General features: G+C 32.5%; 18 protein-coding genes. 16 read left to right on the forward strand and 2 right to left on the reverse strand.

The window, feature by feature from the left end; translation table 11 throughout:
• The first annotated feature begins 62 nt into the window (after nt 1–62).
• The 12 genes from GKF99_RS07195 (at nt 63) to lepB (ending at nt 14,726) form a co-directional block, all read left to right on the forward strand.
• Nucleotides 63–980, forward strand: a complete 918-nt coding sequence (locus tag GKF99_RS07195; RefSeq protein ID WP_154273013.1) for an AEC family transporter — start codon at nt 63–65, stop codon at nt 978–980.
• A 64-nt stretch (nt 981–1,044) separates the two neighbouring features.
• Nucleotides 1,045–2,331 (forward strand): 2-hydroxycarboxylate transporter family protein, encoded by a 1,287-nt coding sequence (locus GKF99_RS07200; protein WP_102164381.1) that lies wholly within the window; start codon nt 1,045–1,047, stop codon nt 2,329–2,331.
• 129 nt (nt 2,332–2,460) lie between these two features.
• Complete coding sequence (locus tag GKF99_RS07205) at nt 2,461–3,633, forward strand: NADP-dependent malic enzyme (RefSeq protein WP_154273014.1); 1,173 nt, start codon at nt 2,461–2,463, stop codon at nt 3,631–3,633.
• A 9-nt stretch (nt 3,634–3,642) separates the two neighbouring features.
• Complete coding sequence (pepT, locus tag GKF99_RS07210) at nt 3,643–4,854, forward strand: peptidase T (protein WP_154273015.1); 1,212 nt, start codon at nt 3,643–3,645, stop codon at nt 4,852–4,854.
• A gap of 98 nt (nt 4,855–4,952) precedes the next feature.
• Nucleotides 4,953–6,413, forward strand: a complete 1,461-nt coding sequence (locus GKF99_RS07215; RefSeq protein ID WP_154273016.1) for an amino acid permease — start codon at nt 4,953–4,955, stop codon at nt 6,411–6,413.
• A 197-nt stretch (nt 6,414–6,610) separates the two neighbouring features.
• Complete coding sequence (gene wecB / locus GKF99_RS07220; protein WP_154273017.1) at nt 6,611–7,705, forward strand: UDP-N-acetylglucosamine 2-epimerase (non-hydrolyzing); 1,095 nt, start codon at nt 6,611–6,613, stop codon at nt 7,703–7,705.
• Entirely contained in the window at nt 7,705–8,922 is a 1,218-nt protein-coding gene (locus tag GKF99_RS07225; RefSeq protein WP_154273018.1) for a glycosyltransferase family 4 protein, read from the forward strand. The genes wecB and GKF99_RS07225 overlap by 1 nt, the downstream gene beginning before the upstream one ends.
• 78 nt (nt 8,923–9,000) lie before the next feature.
• Nucleotides 9,001–9,774, forward strand: coding sequence for an FAD binding domain-containing protein (locus GKF99_RS07230; RefSeq protein WP_154273019.1), 774 nt, complete (start codon nt 9,001–9,003; stop codon nt 9,772–9,774).
• Nucleotides 9,771–10,232 carry a 2Fe-2S iron-sulfur cluster-binding protein gene (locus tag GKF99_RS07235; RefSeq protein WP_094205448.1) on the forward strand — a complete coding sequence of 154 codons (462 nt, stop codon included), beginning with the start codon at nt 9,771–9,773 and terminating at the stop codon, nt 10,230–10,232. The genes GKF99_RS07230 and GKF99_RS07235 overlap by 4 nt, the downstream gene beginning before the upstream one ends.
• Nucleotides 10,219–12,492 (forward strand): molybdopterin cofactor-binding domain-containing protein, encoded by a 2,274-nt coding sequence (locus GKF99_RS07240; RefSeq protein WP_241673588.1) that lies wholly within the window; start codon nt 10,219–10,221, stop codon nt 12,490–12,492. Before GKF99_RS07235 ends, GKF99_RS07240 begins: the two co-directional genes overlap by 14 nt.
• Before the next feature lie 315 nt (nt 12,493–12,807).
• A complete protein-coding gene (locus tag GKF99_RS07245; RefSeq protein WP_154273021.1) occupies nt 12,808–14,094 on the forward strand; it encodes a dicarboxylate/amino acid:cation symporter in 1,287 nt (428 codons plus the stop codon).
• 104 nt (nt 14,095–14,198) lie between these two features.
• Complete coding sequence (lepB, locus tag GKF99_RS07250) at nt 14,199–14,726, forward strand: signal peptidase I (protein WP_002835354.1); 528 nt, start codon at nt 14,199–14,201, stop codon at nt 14,724–14,726.
• A 46-nt stretch (nt 14,727–14,772) separates the two neighbouring features.
• Here the strand turns inward: lepB and GKF99_RS07255 are convergent, their stop codons facing one another.
• On the reverse strand, nt 14,773–16,725 hold the full coding sequence (locus GKF99_RS07255) for a fructose-1,6-bisphosphatase (protein ID WP_154273022.1): 1,953 nt from the start codon (nt 16,723–16,725) through the stop codon (nt 14,773–14,775).
• Between the two features lie 181 nt (nt 16,726–16,906).
• Between GKF99_RS07255 and GKF99_RS07260 the strand changes: the two genes are divergently transcribed.
• Nucleotides 16,907–18,244, forward strand: a complete 1,338-nt coding sequence (locus GKF99_RS07260; RefSeq protein ID WP_154273023.1) for an FAD-dependent oxidoreductase — start codon at nt 16,907–16,909, stop codon at nt 18,242–18,244.
• A 44-nt stretch (nt 18,245–18,288) separates the two neighbouring features.
• Here GKF99_RS07260 and GKF99_RS07265 read toward each other — a convergent pair whose 3' ends face one another.
• Nucleotides 18,289–19,065 carry a ZIP family metal transporter gene (locus GKF99_RS07265; protein WP_094206949.1) on the reverse strand — a complete coding sequence of 259 codons (777 nt, stop codon included), beginning with the start codon at nt 19,063–19,065 and terminating at the stop codon, nt 18,289–18,291.
• 160 nt (nt 19,066–19,225) lie between these two features.
• Here GKF99_RS07265 and dnaX point away from each other — a divergent pair, with 160 nt between their 5' ends.
• Genes dnaX through recR form a run of 3 tightly spaced genes read left to right on the forward strand, consistent with a single transcriptional unit; the run spans nt 19,226 to nt 21,817 of the window.
• Nucleotides 19,226–20,842, forward strand: coding sequence for a DNA polymerase III subunit gamma/tau (dnaX, locus tag GKF99_RS07270; protein ID WP_154273024.1), 1,617 nt, complete (start codon nt 19,226–19,228; stop codon nt 20,840–20,842).
• A gap of 8 nt (nt 20,843–20,850) precedes the next feature.
• On the forward strand, nt 20,851–21,192 hold the full coding sequence (locus tag GKF99_RS07275) for a YbaB/EbfC family nucleoid-associated protein (protein WP_002838638.1): 342 nt from the start codon (nt 20,851–20,853) through the stop codon (nt 21,190–21,192).
• A gap of 16 nt (nt 21,193–21,208) precedes the next feature.
• Nucleotides 21,209–21,817, forward strand: a complete 609-nt coding sequence (recR, locus tag GKF99_RS07280; RefSeq protein WP_094208426.1) for a recombination mediator RecR — start codon at nt 21,209–21,211, stop codon at nt 21,815–21,817.
• Nucleotides 21,818–21,832: the final 15 nt, after the last annotated feature.

Here is a 21,832-nt window from a genome sequence, read left to right on the forward strand (position 1 = left end):
AGTATTGTTGTATAGGTAAGTGGTTTCATTTACCTATATTTTTATGTGAAAAAGGTGGTTTTTTGGTAAATTATTCTCAGTTGTACTTAACTATAATCAATTTGTTCTGTTTAATTTTTATTGGATTTTTGATAAGAAAGTTCAACATTGTAGACGATAATACTATGACGGGACTTAACAAGTTGATTTTTAATGTGTTTTTTCCTCTAAAAATTATGATGAGTTTTTACAAGGTGGATTTTGGGCAAAATCTCAGTGTAAAATATTTTGTATATTTGAATGTGGTGTTTGTATTTCATATTTTTCTTACTTATTTTTTGGCGAAAATTACCAATAAGGACAAATCTTATGTTGTACTAGAAGCCAATGCTATGAGTAGAGGCAATTTCATTATAATGTCGTTTCCAATATTGAGTGTTTTGTTTGGAGATGAGGGGATTGTCATGGCTGGAGCTATCACAGGAATTAGTCAGTTTTTCTATAATTTCTACACTGTAAGCCTGTACGAAGGATTGGTAGGTGAGAATAATTCTAAGAAAAAGTTGTTCATTAATGTGGTGAAGACACCTTTGATGATTGGGCTTTTCATAGGAATATTTTTGTATGTAACTAAGGTTAATTTGGTTTTCTTGGAAACTCCTTTGAGAAGTTTGGGAGATATTGCAGGAACCTTGGCTTTGGTGACTATGGGATACGGTTTGAATTTTAGAATAGATTTTAGAGAGATTAAATCAATTATGAAGGTTTCCATTGTAAAACTTTTGGTTCTTCCTTTGACAGGATTATTTATTGGAAAAATGTTCGGTTTGTCTGAAATTCAAAAGGTTGTTGCGTTGATTTTATTTGGGGCTCCTACGGCTGTTAATACTTATGTTTTCGCTAAAAGATATAAGCAAGATGATTCATTGGCTGGTTATTATGTTGTGAGTACGACAATTTTGTATTTATTCACTTTATTACTTTTAATTAAGCTGATTTAGATTGCTTTTTGTTTTTTAAAATGAGATAATATAAAATGTAAAAAACTATATAAGGAGGTAATATATGGATAAAAAGATCGCAGGTTTAAAAATTCCGTATTTTATAATCGCATGCGTAATAATCGTTATTTCATTCATATTTGATGTTCTACCAAATGGTATGGTTGGAGCATTTTTGTTTTTGATTGTATTTGGGGAATTGTTAAACTTAATCGGAAATCACACACCAATTATCAAGACATATTTGGGTGGTGGAGCTATTGTATCTATATTTGTTGGTGCGGCTATAACTTATTATAAATGGTTACCAGCTGAATCCATCAAAAGTATAAATACTTTTATGACTAAAGGAGGATTCCTTGATTTCTATATCGCAGCTTTAATCACAGGTTCAATTCTTGGTATGAATAGAAAGTTGCTTATCAAAGCAGCTATTAGATATTTACCATGTATTTTGGGTTCTGTAATTATGGCATTACTTTTAGTAGGTGGTGTAGGTTTGTTGTTCGGAAAGAGTGTAGGTGAGTCTATCGCATACATCGGTATCCCAATTATGGGTGGTGGAATGGGAGCAGGTGCTGTACCTATTTCTAAAGTTTTCGAATCAGCATTGAATATTCCGTCAGAAACTATTTTGAGTAAGCTTGTTCCAGCAGTTGCTTTGGGTAATGCTGTGGCAATTGTTGCAGGTGGTTTGTTGAACAGATTAGGAAAAGTAAAACCAAGTTTAACGGGTAATGGACAATTAGTTAGAAGTAATGATGATAGTTTGAAAGCTGAAAAGAAAGAAAATATAATCTTAGAAAATGTTAAAGATTACGGCGCAGGTATTGTAATTGCAACAGCATTTTTCACATTTGGAGCGATACTAGCATTTTTGTTCGAAAAGCTCGGTATCAAAATTCATTCTTATGCTTGGATGATTATTTCTGTAGTTATCGTTAAAGCAGCAGGAATTGTTCCTGAAAAAATCGAACACGTTGCTGAAGGTTGGTACAATTTCGTTGCCAAAAACTTCACAGCAGCATTGATGCTTGGTATTGGTATGGCTTACACTAATTTGGGACAAATTTTCGAAGCATTTACACCAAGCTATGTAATTCTTGTTCTTGCAGTTATCATAGGAGCTATCATTGGTGCTGGTATCGTAGGATATTTCGTAGGATTCTATCCAATAGAAACAGCTCTTACAGCAGGATTATGCATGGCTAACATGGGTGGTACTGGTGATGTTGCTGTTCTTACGGCTGCAGATAGAATGGAACTTATGCCATTTGCGCAAATATCTTCTCGTTTGGGAGGAGCGTTAATAATTTTATTGGCATCTGTTTTGGTTCCAATATTTTTCTAAATCAATTGAGGTATTTTAAATAATACCTCTTTTTGTTTGGAATAGTTGGGCTTTAGTGTTAAAATTATATTGTAATAATGTAATTCAACAATTTTGTTGAAAGTTATATGAAAATTTATGAGGTGAAAAATGAATATCGAAGAAATCAAACAAAAAGCTCTTGAACTTCACGAAAAAAATCAAGGGAAATTAGAAGTAGTATCTAAAGTAAAAGTTAATGACGCTATGGATTTGGCGTTGGCTTACACTCCTGGTGTTGCTGAACCTTGTAAGAAAATTCACGAAGACAATGAGCTTGCATATAAATATACAAATAAAGGAAATATGGTTGCTGTTGTAACTGATGGTTCTGCAGTTTTAGGTTTGGGAAATATTGGTGGAATCGCTGGTATGCCTGTTATGGAAGGTAAATCAGTTTTATTCAAAGAATTCGGTAATGTTGATGCATTCCCAATTTGCTTGAACACACAAGACACTGAAGAAATAATCAGCACTGTGAAAGCAATTTCTCCTTCATTTGGTGGAATTAATCTTGAAGATATTGCAGCTCCAAGATGTTTTGAAATCGAAAAAAGATTAATCGAAGAATTAGATATTCCAGTATTCCACGACGACCAACACGGTACTGCTGTTATTGTATTATCTGCAGTTATCAATGCGTTGAGAATCGTTAAGAAAGATATTTCTGATGTCAAAATCGTAATCAGTGGTGCAGGGGCAGCTGGTATTGCAATTTCTAACTTGTTAACATTGGCAGGTGCTAAGAATAATTTAATCTTAAACAGCCGTGGAATTATCGATCCTGATGATGAAAAACTTGACGAAGCTAGAAGAGAAATCGCCAGAACAACTAATCCTAATAAAGTTAAAGGAGATTTGAAAACTGCTATGGAAAATGCAGATATTTTCATCGGGGTTTCCGCTCCTGGAATTTTAAAAAAAGAAATGGTATCTTCAATGAACCACGATGCTATTGTTTTAGCGATGGCTAACCCAGTTCCAGAAATCTATCCTGACGAAGCAAAAGAAGCAGGAGCAAGAGTAGTTGGAACAGGTAGAAGTGATTATCCTAACCAAGTTAACAATGTATTGGTATTTCCTGGAGTATTCAGAGGAGCATTAGATGCAAAAGCAGATAAGATTACTGACGATATGAAATTATCAGCAGCTTATGCAATAGCTCACATGGTTGAACAACCAACAGAAGAAAGAATTTTGCCAGAAGCATTTAACAAAGATGTTGCAAGAAATGTTGCAAACGCAGTTAAAAAATCTTGGGAAGAAAAGAAAGTTATTAAATAGGAGAAAATTATGATAGATATAGTTGATAGATTTATTGAATACGCGAAGATTTATACTACAAGTGATGAAGCAAGCGAAACTTGTCCATCAACATCTAGACAAAAAGATTTGGGTAATCTTTTGGTTAAGCAATTAAAAGAAATGGGAATTGACAATGCTCACATGGACGAAAATGGATATGTGTATGCATCGTTAGAATCAAACTTGGATAGAGAATCAAAATCTATCGGTTTCATTTCTCACATGGACACTGCTCCAGATATGTCAGGAGAAAATGTAAAACCACAAATCTTAGAATACAAAGGTGGAGACATCAAATTATCCGATTCTGTAACTACTACTGTGGAAGATTTTCCATTTTTAAAAGATTTGGAAGGACAAACTTTAATTCATACAGATGGAACTACACTTTTGGGTGCTGACGATAAATCTGGTATTGCAATTATAATGGATGCTGTGAATAAATTATGCGAAAACAAAGATATTAAACATCCAACAATTAAAATTGGATTTACTCCTGATGAAGAAATAGGAAGAGGAGCTGATTTGTTCGATGTAGAAAAATTCGGCGCTGATTTTGCATATACTTTGGATGGTGGCCCAATTGGAGAATTGGAATACGAAAACTTCAATGCAGCAGGTGCGACAATAACTATTCACGGCAAAAATGTTCATCCTGGTAGCGCAAAAAATACTATGATTAATTCACAATTAATTGGTATGGAATTATTCAATGAACTTCCTGTTGCTCAAAGACCAGAACACACTGAACATTATGAAGGATTTTATTTGTTGACATCATTCGAAGGATCTGTTGAAAATACTGTTATGAAATTCATAATCAGAGATCACGACAAGAAAAAATTCGAAGAAAAGAAATCTTATTTGGAAAAATTAGTAGAATTCTTGAATGTGAAATACAACAACGCTATCGAACTTGACATGAAAGATAGCTATTACAACATGAAAGAAAAAATAGAACCTGTAATGGAAATTGTGGATTTGGCTTATAAATCAATGGAAGATTTGGGAATAAAACCATTAGTTCAACCAATCAGAGGTGGTACTGATGGAGCACAATTATCATACAAAGGACTTCCATGTCCGAACATTTTCACTGGAGGATATGCATTCCACGGAAAGCACGAATTATTATCTATCGACCAAATGAAAAAAGCATCGGATTTGGTTTTGAAAATAATAGAAAATTATTCAAAATAAAATATCAAGTAGCTTCTAGTAAATCTAGAAGCTATTTTTTTATTGAAAAATGTTTTAAATGAAAATAAATTTTGCTATAATCTAATTAGGAGGGAAATATGAAAAACGATGTTTTAATTGACGATCAAAAGAAAAAATCTCTTACAGTGACCAATCTAATTTGGATGGGATTCACAGTTGTATGGGGTTTTGGAAATGTTGTTAATAACTATGCCAACCAAGGTTTGGCAGTTATTACAAGTTGGATATTCATAATGGCTTTGTATTTTATTCCTTATTCATTGATGGTTGGAGAACTTGGTTCAACTTTCAAAGAAGGACAATCAGGACTTAGCTATTGGATAAAACAAACAATGGGACCATTACTAGCTTATTTGTCCGGCTGGACTTATTGGGTAGTACATATCCCATATTTAGCACAAAAACCACAAAACTTAATGGTTGCAGGTTCATGGGCGATTTTTAGAAATCCTAAAATGGTAAAATCTTTAAATCCAATTGTACTACAAACATTAGTACTAATAATATTTTTATTATTTGTGCTTTTAGCTGCAAATGGTATTAAATCTATAAAAGTTTTAGGTTCAATTGCCGGTACTGCAAGTTTTGTGATGGGTATTTTATTTATTTTATTAATGTTGGCAGCTCCTGCATTAAGAGGAGTAGAAGTTGCATCTCCTAATATGACGAGCATCAAAACTTATCTGCCTAACTTTAATTTGCATTATTTAACCACAATATCCATGCTAGTGTTTGCCGTAGGTGGTTGTGAAAAAATCTCACCTTATGTAAATGATACACAAGATGCAGGTAAAAACTTCCCAAAAGCTATGTTGATTATGGCTTTGATGGTAACTGTATCTGCGATTTTGGGTTCAGTTGCAATGGGGATGATGTTCGATACAACAAATGTTGCAAACGACTTAAAAATGAATGGTGCTTATTATGCATTTGAAAAGTTGGGACAATATTATGGAATAGGTTCATCACTTGTGATAATATATGCTTTGACAAATTTTGCTGGACAAGCTGCAGCTTTGGTTATGAGTATCGATGCACCACTTAAACTTTTATTGAGTGAAGCAGATGCAAAATACGTTCCAAACTTCTTGAGAAAAATCAACGACAAAAAAGTTCCTGTTGGTGGATACAAATTAACTACTATTTTGGTTAGTATTTTGATAATTATTCCAGCTTTGGGAATTGGAAACTCAAATGAATTGTACAACTGGTTGTTGGATTTGAACTCAATAGTAATGCCAATGCGTTATATGTGGGTATTTGCAGCATATTTTGCTTTGAAACACTATCTAAATGAAAAACAAGGTGTAGAATATAGATTTACAAAATCAAAATCATTCGGTAAATTTATCGCCGGTTGGTGTTTTGTATTCACAGCATTTGCATGTATATTAGGGATGATTCCAAAAGAAGGAGAACCATTCACAAGTCAATGGAATTTCAAATTGATGCTTAACATTTTGACTCCAGTGGTATTGTTGGGATTGGGACTAATATTGCCATCAATTGCTAAAAAAGAACAAGCTAAAAATATTTAAAAATATTTTTATAATCTAACTAGAAATAGCTTCATTTAAAATTTTAAATGAGGCTTTTTTTATTGTTGATTTATCTTAAATTTTCTCAATTGAAATTGACAAATTACATATGATATAATTAATTGTTAGAAGTAGATTAAATGTTTAAATTTAAAGATTTAGACTAATAAATATAAAAATAAAAATAGGAGAAAAAATTGAAAATTGTTACGGTAGTTGGTGCTAGGCCACAATTTATAAAAGCGGCCATGGTATCAAAAGAGTTAAGGAAAAATTATGATGAAGTAATGATACATACTGGTCAACATTTTGACTATAATATGTCCGAAGTTTTCTTTGAAGAAATGAATATTCCTTATCCAGATTATAATCTTGGAATTTCTGGGGGAACCCACGGCGAAATGACTGGTAAAATGTTAATTGAAATCGAAAAAATATTGATTAAAGAACAACCAGACATGGTTTTATTATACGGAGATACGAATTCCACATTGGCAGGAGCATTGTCAGCTGTGAAGCTTCATATTCCGATTTGCCATGTTGAGGCTGGTAATAGATTGGGTACACTTGATAATCCAGAAGAAGTAAACAGAATTATGACTGATCATTCTTCTAAAGTTTTATGCTGTTGTACTGAATCTGCGCTTGATTTTTTGAAAAAAGAAGGATTGGAAGATCGAGCGACTTTAGTTGGAGATCCAATGTACGATGCTTTCTTGGAATATTCTAATCAAGTTGGCGATGAAATTCCTGAAAAAATGATTGATTTGGATGGAGAAGAAGTAGATCTTCCAGAAAGTTTTTACTACTTAACTTGTCATAGAGCAGAAAATACTGCATCTATAAAGCCTTTGTCAGAAATACTTGCTGCTATGGAAGAATTGGACGAAAAATGTATATATCCAGTTCATCCTAGAAACCAAAAAATGGTACAAGAGCTTTCTAAAAAACACAAATATACAAATATAATTTTTTGCAAACCAGTGGGATACATGATGAGTGTGTACTTGGTTAATCACGCGAAGAAAATTGTGACTGATTCTGGTGGATTACAAAGAGAAGCTTACTTTGCGAGAAAACAATGTGTGACTATTTTTGATCATATTGTGTGGCCAGAAACTATGACTGAAAAGAGAAATCAATTATCTAAACCAAACAAGGACGAGATTTTGAAATTATTAAATGAAAAAGTTGATTTTGAAAATTACGATTATCCTTTTGGTGATGGCCATTCTAGCAGAAAAATTATTGAATGTATCAAAAATTACTTTAATCAATCAGAGGAAAATTAATGAATATTTTATATATTAACCATTACGCTGGTTCTCCAGAAATGGGGATGGAGTTTAGAACATATTATTTGGCTAATGAATGGGTAAAAATGGGTCATAATGTGACAATAATCGCTGGAGATTATTCCCATTTGAGAAGAAAAAATCCTGAAGTTACAGAAGATTTTCAAACAGAAATTATCGACGGGATAAAATACGTGTGGATAAAAACTGGAGAATACGATGGAAATGGCGTAAAAAGAGCTATGAGTATGTTCAGATTCGTGTCTACACTCAAAAAAAATGCTAAAGAAATTATCGGAAATGAAAATCCTGATGTTGTAATAACTTCTTCAACTTATCCATTGGATACATTTGCTGGTCAAAAGATGAAAAAAATCAAGAAGGATATCAAATTGGTACATGAAATTCACGATATGTGGCCAATAACATTGATAGAAGTGGGGAATATGCCAAAATATCATCCGTTTGTAGTGATGATGCAAATAGGAGAGAATTCTTTTTGCAAGAACTCGGATTATGTGTGCTCATTGCTTCCAGCAGCAAAGGACTATTTGATTAAGCATGGAATGAAGGCTGAAAAATTTTTCCACGTTTCTAATGGTATAGTGGAATCTGAATGGGAAAAATACGATAAAATTCCAGAAGATTATGTCAAAATTTTCGACAAAATCCACAGTGAAGGCAAGAAAGTTATATGCTTTTTTGGAAGTCACACAAAATCATATTGTTTAGATAATTTGGCAAAAGCTGCTATTGACAATGAAAACGTGGCAGCAGTGTTCATAGGTGGTGGAATTTACAAGAAAGAATTGATGGAAAAATACTCCAAATACGAAGATAGTATTTATTTCTTGGATTCTATTCCTAAGACATCAATTCCAGATTTGTTCAATTACATTGATGCGACTTATGTTGCTGCGATGGATAATGATATGTTCAGATACGGAGTATGTATGAACAAATTATTTGACTCAATGATGGGCGCAAAGCCAATTATCTATGCAATTAATGCTCCTAATAATTATATTGTAGATTATAATTGTGGGATAAATGTTGAGTCTGAAAACTTGGAAGAATTGAAAAAAGGAATAAAAAAGTTTGTGAATTTAGATGAAGAAACATTAAACCAAATGGGCAAAAATGGTAGAAAAGCCATTGAAGAAAACTTCACTTATCACAAATTAGCAGAAAAATTTTTAAAAGGATTGGAATAACATGTGCTAGTCGGTTGTCAAAAGATAGCCGACTATTTTTGTGATATAATATAGACTGATTAAAATTAAGGAGTGGTTATGTTTACATTAAGAGATTTCAAAAGTCCAGAAACATTGGATGAAGCTTATGAGTTATTGATGAAATCAAAAATGAATAAAATTTTGGGTGGATGTCATTTTCTTAAAGCAGGCTGTCGTTCTTACAATGTTGGGATTGATTTGTCAAAATTGGATTTAAATTACATAAATGTTGAAGACGATGAAATAAAAATCGGAGCAACTACTACATACAGAGATTTGGAATACAATGATTTCTTAAAAGAATTTTGCGATGGAATTATTCCTAAATCTTTGAAAAGAATTGTGTCAACTCAACTAAGAAACACTGCCCAAGTTGGAGCAAGTGTGTTTTCAAGATATGCATTTTCTGATTTTTTGCCTATTTTATTATTACTAGATGCTAAGGTTAGATTGTACAATAATGGTGTAATGAGTGTTGAAGAATTTTTGAATTCTGATATAAAGAAGGACTTATTAGTTGAAGTTATGATTCCTAACAGAGATGTCCACTGCACTCAAATTGTTCAAAGAATTTGTTGCAAGGATTTTCCAATTGCTATTGTAAGTATTTCTAAAATCGATGAAAAATATAAGGTAGTATTTGGAGCGAGACCTCAAAAAGCAATGATTATGAGAGATGTTTCTGATGAGATTAATACTAATGGATTTGATAGGGAAAAGACATTGGAATTAATCGATGAATATATAGGGTCAAATAATAAAGCGAAGAAAAAATACAGAAAACTTTTATTTGTTGGATTATTGGGAAAAGCGTTAGGTGAATTGCAATGATTATAGAATTAAATGTTAATAATAAAAACCATATAGCTAGTGTTGATTGCGATACTACTTTATACAATGTGCTTCGCGATTTGGGTTATAAATCGGTTAAGTGTGGTTGTACAACATCAAATTGTGGTCTTTGTACTGTGTGGATGGACGATGTTCCAGTACTTTCTTGTTCTGTTTTGGCGTTAAGATGTGAAGGAAAAAAGATTACAACTTTGGAAGGAATATCAGATAGCCAAAGAAAATTCGGAGAACTTTTGACTGAAGAAGGTGGGGAACAATGCGGTTTTTGTTCACCGGGGTTCATTATGAATGTTTTGAGTTTGAAGAAAACTATCAAAAATCCTACAGATGAAGAAATCGAAGATTATTTGATGGGTAATTTATGTAGATGTACAGGTTATGCTTCTCAAATGAGAGCTATTAAGAAATATTTGGAGATTGATGATGAAGATAAATAAAGATTTCAAAAAAATAGATTCAAGCTCATTAGTTACTGGAAAACCTGTCTATACAGAAGATTTGAAAGATCCTAATGCGTTGATAATTAAGCTGATGAGAAGTCCGTATGCAAGATGCGAAATATTAGAAATAGACAAATCAAGAGCAGAAGCGATGGATGGAATTGTGGCAGTGTACACTTATGAAGATGTTTTCGACAATAAATTCACTTTGGCAGGACAATCTTATCCAGAACCTAGCCCTTATGATATGTCGATTTTGTCAAAAGAAATTAGATATATGAGAGAGCCTGTGGCAATCGTAGTTGGAATTAACGAAAAAGTGTGTAATCAGGCTATGAAGAAAATTAAAATCAAGTATGATGTTAAAGAACCATTACTTGATTACACAAAAGCTATAGACAACGAAATTGTTGTACATGAAGAAGATGTATTCTTTAATGGGCCAACTAAAGTTTTTGGTTACGATACAAAAAGAAATCTAGTTGGTGAAAAGAAAGAATCTTGGGGAGAAGATGTTGACAAGGTAATGAGTGAATGTGATGTCGTATTAGAAGATACTTTTACAACAAAGGCACAAGCGCATTGCATGATGGAAACATACAGATCTTATTGTTACATGGATCAATTTGATAGATTGTGTTGCATTACATCTACACAAGTTCCATTTCACATCAAAAGACAATTATCCGTTGCTTTGGGAATAAGTGATTCAAGAATAAGAATTATAAAACCAAGAGTAGGCGGGGGATTCGGTGGAAAACAAACAAGTGTCACAGAAATTTATCCAGGATTTGTAACTTTAAAAACAGGACGACCATCGATTCTTGTATTTGACAGAGAAGAAACTTTTGAAGCTTCAAACTCACGTCACCAAATGAAAGTGAAAGTTAAAATAGGCGCCAAAAAAGACGGGACGATTGAAGCGTGTGACATTTATGCGTTATCCGATCAAGGAGCTTATGGGTATCACGCATTTACCACTTTGAACTTGGTTGGAAACAAAACACTTCCATTGTACAGTAGAATGAGGGCTGCTAGATTTTTCGGACAAGTTGTTTACACAAATAAACTTCCTGGTGGAGCTTTTCGTGGTTACGGTGCAGTTCAAGGTACATTTGCATTAGAATCTATGGTAAACAAATTAGCCAAAGAATTAAACATGGATCCAGTTGAACTAAGACTTAAAAACACTGTTCGTGAGGGAGAAAAAACTCTGGCTTACGGAATAGATGTCAAAAGTTGCAAATTAAATGAATGCATTGAAAAGGCAAGAGAAATGATTGAATGGGATAAATATTATCCTTTCAAAGAAGAAAAAGACAAAATAATTTCAGTTGGAATGGCAATTGCACAACAAGGAAGTGGAATTCAAAACGTTGATACTTCAACAGTTGAAGTTAGATTAAATGAACAAGGTGATTATACATTGTTGATGAGTCCTACAGATGTTGGGCAAGGAACTGATTCAATCATGGTGAATTTGGCAAATGAAGTGTTGCAATGCGGAATGGACAATATTATTCCAATAATTGCAGACACTGATATAACGCCATTTGATCCAGGAAGTTACGCATCAAGTGGTGTGTATATAACAGGAAGTGCAGTTGTACGTGCGTGTGAAAATTTGTTAAACAAAATCAAAAAACGTGTTGCAATGAAATTTGAAACTTCTGTTGAATGGTTAGAAATTAGAGATCAAGCAGTTTATTTGCAAGATAAAAAATTAATTGCAATCAAAGATTTGGCGAGAGATTTGTCCACTGGGCCAAACGGTATGCAATTAATCGGCGTGGGAAATTTTGATTCAAAAACATCACCACCACCATATATGGCTGGATTTGCAAAAATAAGTATCGACAAATTAACAGGAGAAATCAAAGTAGAAGATTATGCAGCAGTGGTCGATTGCGGAACTGTGATGAATACCAAATTAGCGACAGTTCAAGTCGAAGGCGGAATTGGGCAATCTATAGGATATGCATTGTACGAAGACTCGTTGTGGGATGATGAAGGAAGATTAAAAGAACATTCATTTATTTCGTATAATTTGCCTTCAAGAAAAGACATTGGAAATATTCATGTTGATTTTTGCGAAAGTTATGAACCGACAGGTCCATTCGGAGCAAAATCAATTGGAGAAATAGTTTCGAACACACCTGCACCAGCGATTAATGGAGCGATATTAAATGCACTTGGTTGCACCTTTGATACTCTTCCAATAAAAGCTGAAGATGTTTTATTAAAAATGTATGAATAGAATTTAGGTCAGAGGTTAATAGCCTCTGATTTTTTTGCGAGAAAATGTTACAAAAATTAAATAAGTTATATATATAATTCGATAATAAAAATTTAATAATATTTTCACAAAATATCAAACGATTTTCATTAGTATTATTAGGGAAATGTATTTTCTGATATAAAAATTGTTTCGAAAAAAATTAGTAAAAAAAATCAAAATTGCTGAATAATGTCCATAGTGAATTAAATAAAATTTACAAAAGTTAAAATTAAATTTGAAAATTGTGCTCAATATACTATAATATATAACTATAAAATAAAAAGGGGTGTTTAGATGAAATTTGTAGCATTAGCAGTTACTTTAGTATTGTTTGCTTTATTGATGTTCATGGCTAAGAAGAAAATGAATTTTGGTACAAGAACAATTGTAGCTGCAATTCTAGGTATTATAGTAGGATTTATTTTCAAAGGAAACACAGAATATGTAAAAGTATTTGGATCTATTTATGCTAATTTATTATTTGCAATAGTAATTCCATTATTATTCACATCAATTGTTAGTACTGTAGTTTCTTTGGAAAGTATAGAAAAAATGAAGAAAATCGGAACAAAAACAATTGGTATTCTAAGTTTACACAATGTTTTAGGTTCACTTATAGGTTTGATTTTAGGGGTTGCATTTAAAATTGGACAAGGAAGTTCATTGACTGTAGCTGCAGGTGCGAAAGCCAAGGAAGTTCCAACTTTTGCAGAAACTTTTGTGAATTTCTTTCCAAACAACGTAATAGGAAATGCAGCAGAAGCAAAAGTAGTTCCTATAATTATTTTCTCAGTTCTTTTGGGATTAGCTATATTGCAATTAGAAGAAAGAGGAGAAGGAGAAAGGGCAAAACCATTTTTAGATTTTATCGACTCAGCTGCAGCAGTAATTTTTAGATTTACAGGAATGATTATAGACTTCACTCCATATGCTGTATTAGCTTTGATGGCGAACGCTGTTAGTAGGACAGATATGGCTAGCATGATGCCTTTGATTGTTGTGCTGATATTGACTTATGTTGCATCAATTTTTCACTCATATATAACAACTGGTGCACTTTTAGCGATTTTTGCAAAGGTAAATCCTATCAAATTTTTCAAAAAATTCTGGCCAGTTCAATTGATTGCATTCTCTACACAATCTTCTGTAGGATGTATTCCAGCGAATACTGATAACTTAAAAGATAAATTAGGTGTTTCTGAAAAGATAGCAACATTTGTTGCATCAACCGGTTCAACTGTTGGTATGCCAGGTTGTGCAGGATTTTGGCCTGTGTTATCTGCGATTTTGACAATTAATGTTATGGGAATTCACTACTCATTCGGACAATACGTAATGCTAATATTAGTAGCGTTGGCAGTATCATTGGGTACAGTTGGAGTTCCAGGAACTGCAACAATTACTACTACAGCAGTATTCGCAGCAATGGGTCTTCCTGTTGAAATGGTTGTATTGATGAGCCCTATATCAATGCTTGCAGATATGGGTAGAACTGCTACAAATGTTACCGCAGCAGGTTCTTCAGCAGTTATAGTTGCAGCAAGCGAGGGAGAATTAGACAGAGAAGTTTTTAATTCATAATTTTTACAAATAATTTATAATACGATAATAAATTAGCAACCTTTACACATTTACTGATTAGTATTATAATCAAATTAGTAAATATTAGAAAGGGAATTGTAAATATGACAGAAAAAGCAAAATCTTTTTTTGAGTGGTTATTTGTAATAGGAATTGCCATTGTGTTGGCATTATTGCTTAGAAATTTTGTAATTAGTACAACTCATGTTGAAGGAAATAGCATGAATCCTACAATTGAGAATGGAGATCGGATTTTCGTCAACAGAATGGGGATTTTTAAGAACAAATTAAAACGAGGTAATATTATAGAACTTCACGCACCGGATAAATCTGGTCGTGACTATATCAAAAGAATTGTAGCATTACCAGGAGATACTGTTGAATTAAAAAACAATAAAGTATACGTTAATAATGAACAATTGAATGAAAATTATACAAGTAGTCAAACGACTCTTGTTTCAGGAAATGAAACAAAATGGGAATTAGGAGAAGATGAGTATTTTGTATTGGGGGATAACAGACTCCCTCGAGAATCAAACGATAGCAGAATATTCGGACCGATAAAGAAAAAGGCGATAGTTGGTAGAGCTTTTTTGAGATATTTTCCATTTAATAAATTCGGTGTATTATAAGAAAAACTAATCTTGGATTTTCCAAGATTAGTTTTTTCAATTGGTATTAGTTTGAATTTTGCTGAATTGTACCGCTTCTGTACGCTTCAATTAAACTTTCCAAATCTTCGATAAGTTCTAGGATTTCTTCTCCTTCGTCTGTATCTTTTATGAGCATTCTTTTTGGAAATTCTTCTGTTATTGTAACTTCTGGAGTGTATGCGCCGTGAACTGATTCCATAACTTTGAAATTCTTGTGTTTTGCTATTGCTAAGTGATGCGAGTTAAATGTCAACGTATAGCCGGCAATACCTGTTTTCTTTTGGTAAGCTTCTGAAATTCCGCCATCTATTACATAAGTTTTTCCATTAGCTGATACTGGTTTTTCTCCATTTATACTTTTTACAGGCACGTGTCCATTAATTATGTGAGAAGTTTCAGGATTCATATTGAATTCTTCAAATATTTTGTCGGCATATTTTTCCATCTTACTTAAATTAAAATAAGGATTACTTACTTCCTTTCTAACATCTTTGTCAGTAATGAAGAAGTTTTCAAATGTTGATATTTTACTTTTTCCAAACATAGGAGATTTTGGGCCACACCACATATACCAGAAAAAGTCCAACGCTGTTTGTCTGTCTGGGTCATTATCATCCATGTTTTTCGCTGAATTTATAATTCCTTCGAAGAAATCCAAAAGTGATTTACCACTGTACGTATTGGATTGATATGTGAATTCTTCGAAACTTCCATCCTTATTCATAGGGATACATCCATGGAAAAGCAAATTGCTGTTTGCGATTTTGTACACTGAACCATATGAGAACAAAAAGTCCATGTGCTCTTTTAATCTGTGACTTGTTCTGAATGATTTTGAAATGCATTCGATAACTTCTTGTTCACTTGGTGTTAATTCGAGAGGATTTTCAGGATCAATTGTAGGGAATTTAATATCCAAGAGCGCATGAGGCTTGCCATTTGCATCCTTGTAAATTCCGTTTTTAAAATCAATTCGTTCAAGATATAATCTGTCTAATTGTTCAAATTCTGGATTTCTCTTAAAAAGTTGGTTTTCTAATTTGAATTGAATTATAGAAATAGCCTTGTGCATTCTTGCTGCGTGAAGCAAATCAGTTTCTGAGTGTTTGTTATCATCTAAGATTCTAACTTTGAATCTTTCACATGGATCATCGTAATATGATTCATCTGCCAATGTCGACAATAATCTCAAATTAATTCCGTAACCATCTTCCAAAGATTGAAAATTATTGTAACTTATTGCATTTCTAACTACGTTACACGCATTCACATAACTACCAAGATAAGCTCCAATCCATGTAACATCGTGGTTACCGTATTGAATATCCACATCTTTTTTAGCAATAAGAGTATCCATAATAATGTCCGGTCTTTTTCCTCTGTCGAAAATATCTCCGACAATGTGCAGCCAGTCAATGTTCAAATCTTGAATTAATTCACACAAAGTTATTATAAAATCTTCACTAACTTCTATTTTAATGATGCTATCTAAAAGTTGATTAAAATATTCTTTCTTATTCAAAGATTCGTATTGAATGTTAAGCATTTCATCTATCAAATCTCTGTAGTAAAAGGGAGTTTGATTTCTGACTTTTTGTCTAGAATATTTACTGGCAACCCTTTTTGCTATTCTTATCAGATAAAAAATCGTATCTCTAATCCATGTTTCTGTATATTCATCGTTTTCCTTTGTAATATTGATTATTGTTTTAGGATCGTAAATTAAATTGGCCAACTGATTTTTTCTTGATTCAGATAATTTGTCTTTGAATTCAAGATCAATTTTAATTCTGGTATTACCAGAAGCACTTTTAATAATTCTATTGAAACTATCGTATTGTCCGTGTAAATCAGATAAAAAGTACTCTGTACCTTTTGGCAACACAGACAAAGAAGTCAAACTTATTATTTTGTTAGCAGCCTGTTCAATCGTAGGAAATTCTTTTGCAAGTAATTTCAAATATTTTAAATTGTTCAATTTTCTACCTCCATAATACTATTATATATGAACTTTGAAAAAAAGAAATAGTTTGCCTATTGAAAAATGATTACAAATTTGATATAATTATAAGCGTAAAGATTTGTTAAATAACAAACAAATATTTTTTTACTTATTAATCCTACAACATTAGTAGGAAATAAAAAAAGGAGGAAACATAATGAGTAAAATAGTTTTAATTGGAGCTAACCATGCAGGTACAGCTTGTGCGAACACAATATTGGATAATTACAAAGATGAAGAATTAGTAATTTTTGATCAAAACTCCAATATTTCTTTCTTAGGTTGTGGAATGGCATTGTGGATTGGAAAACAAATTAAAGGTCCAGAAAAATTATTTTATTGTAGCAAAGAAGTTTTCGAACAAAAAGGTGCTAAGGTTCACATGGAAACAAAAGTAGACAACATTGACTACGACAAAAAAATTGTTTATGCAAAGGACAAAGACGGAAAAGAAATTCAAGAATCTTACGACAAATTGGTATTAGCTACAGGATCTCAACCAATTTTACCAGACATAGAAGGAATGGATTTGGAAAATGTTCAAAAAGTTAAAATTTTCCAAGATGCACAATCAGTCATCGACAAGATAAATCACGAAGAAATCAAAAAAGTTGTAGTAGTAGGAGCTGGCTACATAGGAACAGAACTTGCAGAAGCTTTCAAGAGATTAGGAAAAGAATCTACATTAATTGAACATGGTGATACAGTGTTAAGAGGCTATTACGATGATAAATTCTGCAAAAAAATGGAAGATAACCTAAGAGATCACGGTGTAAATTTAGTATTTAATGAAGAAGTTGTAAAATTAGAAGGAACTGATGGAAAAGTAAATAAGGTTATAACTGATAAAGGTGAATATGATTGTGACATGGTAATAATGTCAATTGGTTTCAAACCAAACAGTTCACTTGCACAAGATCATTTGAAATTAAACGATAAAAAAGCAATAATCACTGACAAACATCAACAAACTTCTGATGAAAATGTATTTGCAGTTGGAGATTCAACAGTTATTTTCAACAACGCAACAGGAAAATTTGAATACGTTGCATTAGCTACAAACGCTGTAAGAAGTGGTATAGTAGCTGGTCACAATGTTTGTGGAACAAAATTAGAATCAAACGGTGTGCAAGGTTCAAACGGAATTAAGATTTACAATTTGTGCATGGTATCAACAGGTTTGACAGTTAGAAATGCTGAAAAATTGGGAATGGAAGTTGAATACACTGATTTCACAGATTTACAAAAGCCACCATTTATGGAAGAAAATAACAAAGAAGTTACTATCAGAATTGTTTACGACAAAAATTCACGCGAAATCAAAGGATGTCAAATAATGAGTGAATATGATATTTCAATGATGATTCACATGTTCAGCTTGGCAATTCAAGAACACGTTACAATCGACAAACTAGCTCTAACTGATATATTCTTCTTGCCACATTACAACCAACCATACAACTATGTAACTATGGCAGCTATTCAAGCTTTATAATCAAAAAAATTAGCGACTACTTTAATTAGTAGCCGCTTTTTTGTTTAGCCAAGAGCAACATCTAAAATCATCATTATAATAAATCCAATTACAATTCCATAAGTTGCTTGGCGTTCATATCCGTTGCTGTGAGTTTCAGGAATGATTTCGTCGCTAATTACAAAAAGCATTGCGCCTCCGGCAAAAGCCAAAATAAATCCTAAAATAGGTGAGAACCAAGTTACAAGTCCGTAACCCAAAAACGCACCAATTGGTTCTACTAATCCTGTAAATAATGCAATTAAGAATGCTTTTTTGACTGTGTAATTTTCTCTAACCAAAGACAAAGCAACAGCCAAACCTTCAGGCATATTTTGTAGGCCAATTCCTATTGCGATTGGAAGCCCGTTTGCCACTGAATCTCCACCAAAGCCAACTCCAGTTGCCATACCTTCTGGGAAATTGTGAATTGTAATCGCAATTACAAACAACCATATTTTTTTCAAAGAATCTGAAGGATTTCCTTCAACTCTTTTGTCTAATAAATGCTCATGCGGAGAGTATTTGTCGATTATATCCAAAAACACAGCTCCCGCTAAAATTCCTAGTGAAGAGATTATAACCCCTCTAAAGCCTCCACCGTTTTCTTCAATACTAGGTAAAATCAGAGAAAAACAAGTTGCAGAAAGCATGACACCTGCAGCTGCCCCTAAAAATACATCTAACTTACCTTGACTTACGTTTCTTGTGAAAAAAACAGGGATTGCTCCTACTCCGGTTAGAAGACCAGGAACTATTAACCCTAACATTGTCAATAAAAATGGGTCAATATTTTTCATCATTAAATCCCCCTTCAAAAATTTTAAAAATAAAATTTCTAATACTATTTTACTATGAATTCAAGAAATATCAAATATGATATAATATTAAAAGATTTAGGATATTTTTGAATGAAAAATTTCAAAAAATTACTCGTAGTTTGAAAAATGAAACGAGGTATTTATGCAAGCTATTTACAGAAAATATAGACCAGATACTTTTGATAAAGTTTACGGTCAAAAACATATAACTGATATTTTAAAAAATCAAATCGAAACGAAAAATATTTCTCACGCGTATATTTTTTCTGGTTCAAGAGGAACAGGTAAAACTAGTTGTGCGAAAATCTTTGCAAGAGCTATCAACTGTTTGAATTTACAAGATGGAAATCCTTGCAATAAATGTGAGAATTGTATGAGTTCTTTGGAAGAATCCACATTAGATATCGTAGAAATGGATGCTGCTAGTAACAGAAGAATTGACGATATTAGAGAACTGCGAGATAAAGTAATTTATCCACCTACAAAATTAAAGTACAAAGTTTATATTATAGACGAAGCACACATGATTACTAATGAAGGATTTAACGCTTTACTTAAAATCATGGAAGAGCCACCAAAACATTTGGTGTTCATATTAGCTACGACCGAAATCGATAAAATTCCTCAAACAATTTTATCAAGATGTCAACGCTATGAGTTCAAGATGATTAATGCTAAGGATATTTCAGACAATATCAAATATATTCTGAATGATTTGAACAGAAAAATGGACGATGATGCGATTGAACTTATTGCAAACAAAGCTGATGGTGCAATGAGAGATGCATTATCTATTTTAGATCAAGTCTTAAGCATTGAAAAAGAAAATATAACAAAACAAGATATAAATGATATACTCGGTATTGTTGACAATACAGGAATTTTCAAGCTTGTAAATAGCATCATAAAAAAAGATGCAACAGAAGTTTTGGATAATTTGTATACAATATCACACAACAAGCCTGTAGAAAATGTTATGGGTGAATTGTTAAATCATTTTAGAAACTTGTTGCTATCAAAAAATGGCCTTGACAATATCAGACAGAACAACACTCAATACAATGTTGAGTATAATGCGCAATCTGAATTGATTACGAATAGGCAAATAGTCGAAAGTATGTCGATTATCATAGAGCATCAGAAAAAACTTAAACAGGCAGACAATCAAAAAGCTCTTCTTGAAATTTTGGTAATGCGCCTAATAGATTACATTGATTACGATGATTTGATTGCCAGAGTGAATACTTTGGAAGATAAGCTCAAAAATATTGAACAAAATGGGATAAAAATCAATTCTTCACAAAAATTAGTCGAATTTGATGAAAAAATCGATAAAAACATAGAAATTTCACAAAAATCTTCAGAAAAAGCAGAAAAATCAGATGAATTATCCAATAAAAATGATATAATAAAGACTGATGAAAAAATCGACGACACGGATGAAGACGAAATTGTCGAAAATGAGGATTCATTTGTAAAACTAAGAGAAGTTTTAAGAGACTTCGATAAAATTCCAAAAGAACTAGCTAATGATATTAAAGCTAGTTTGGATAATGATAAGTTGATTTTGAAAACTAACCAGTTGTATATGTACACTTTGCTTCCTCACAAAAAAGTTATCGAACAATTACTAAAACCTCATTACGATTTCAAGGTTTTAGATTTACAAATTGATGATGAAGCAGAGAAAAAAGCAAATGAAAATGTTAAAAAATTACAAAATTTGTTTGGAGAAAATGTCCAAATAATCGAAAAATAGGAGGAATTATGGGAAATAAATTTAGAGGCGGAATGCCTGGTATGGGAAATATGGGTAACATGATGAAACAAATGCAAAAAATGCAAAGACAAATGGAAGAAACTCAAAAAAGATTAGAAGAAACTGAAGTTACTGCAACTAGTGGTGGCGGAGCTATTGAAGTTGTAGCAAACGGAAAAAAAGAAATAGTTTCTATTAAAATAGATGAAGATTTGGTAAAAGATGGCGATGTTGAAATGCTTCAAGATATGGTTATGGTAGCTGTTAATGACGCTATCAAAAAAGTATTGGACATGAGTGAGTCTGAACTTGGTAAAATCACTGGAGGAATTAATATTCCAGGATTCTAAATAAGGGGGGATAATTTTGTCACTATACCCTAAAGCAATGGACGAATTGATTAAAAACTTGTCCAATTTGCCAACTATTGGCAGAAAAAGTGCGAAAAGGTTAGCTTATAGAATTATAGATATGGATCCTAAGAAAGTCGACGAGCTTGTAGAAAGTATTGTAAATGTGAAGACTAATATTAGACCGTGTGCTAATTGTGGAAATCTTACTGATAAAAAATTGTGTGATATTTGTTCCAATCAAAAAAGAGATAACAGTGTCATAACCGTAGTTGAAGATTCAATGAATGTAATATCAATTGAAAAAACTGGCGAATACAATGGGAAATATCACGTATTAGGAGGATTATTATCTCCAAGAGATAATATTGCTCCGCAGGATTTGAATTTGGAAAATTTGTTTTTGAGATGTAAAAAAGATTATGTAAAGGAAGTTATCCTAGCATTATCACCAACAACTAACGGAGATTTGACAACTAACTTCATAATAGAAGTTCTTAAAAATGAAGAATATAACGTAAAAGTTTCCAGAATTGCGATGGGAGTACCATTGGGAGCTAATTTGGAATATTATGACGAAATGAGCTTGTACAAAGCTATTTTGGATAGAAGAGAAATAAAATAATCATAATCTGCAAAT

The organism is Finegoldia sp. BIOML-A2, from assembly GCF_009678315.1.
In the GTDB taxonomy this organism is placed as follows: Bacteria; Bacillota; Clostridia; order Tissierellales; family Peptoniphilaceae; genus Finegoldia; species Finegoldia magna.